General features: G+C 45.6%; 1 protein-coding gene. It reads right to left on the bottom strand.

From position 1 onward, the window contains the following. Positions 1-51: 51 nt before the first annotated feature. Positions 52-507, bottom strand: a 456-nt coding sequence (locus tag ACTXGJ_RS12660; RefSeq protein WP_443566164.1) for a transferrin-binding protein-like solute binding protein, incomplete at its 5' end; no start/stop codon positions are given.

Genomic DNA, 507 nt, shown 5'->3' with positions numbered 1-507 from the left:
AAAAAAGCGCCCTAGAGCGCTTTTTTCTTTGCTTTATATAGTCATATTACTTTATTGCTTTGTAGCCCCAAAGGTACCTTGGAAAGTAGTACCCGTTCCTGGATCAGTGCCTGTTCCTGGTACATCGCTACCTTCACTATTCAGTGCTTCTTGATAGATACCGCCTAGGAAGTTTGCATCTTCACCATAGAATCCACCTGCCGTCGCAACGTTGTTCGCCGCATTGGTTCCAGCAAAGGTGTTGCCATTGATATTAGCAGTGATGGCAATGTTCTTGTCAGTAAACGTCAAGTCACCCGTTAGTGAGTCATTGACAAAATCAACGTCAAACGCAGAAGTACCATTCAGCACTAGGTTCATCGGATTGCCATTGGCTGCTAAATGCAAGTTGTCTGCATAGGTCGCAACACCCGTGTACTGCACGGTTCCATCGTTAATACCATTAGCCACATCATACTTAGCCTGAGCTTTTAGGTAATCCATGTCCGCTTGTGCCGTGCTGTTACC

Origin of the sequence: Psychrobacter sp. 1Y11 (assembly GCF_052259045.1) — a bacterium.
Classification (GTDB): domain Bacteria; phylum Pseudomonadota; class Gammaproteobacteria; order Pseudomonadales; family Moraxellaceae; genus Psychrobacter.
Note: the sequence above shows the minus strand (reverse complement) of the source record. Positions and strands in the feature narration are given on the sequence as shown.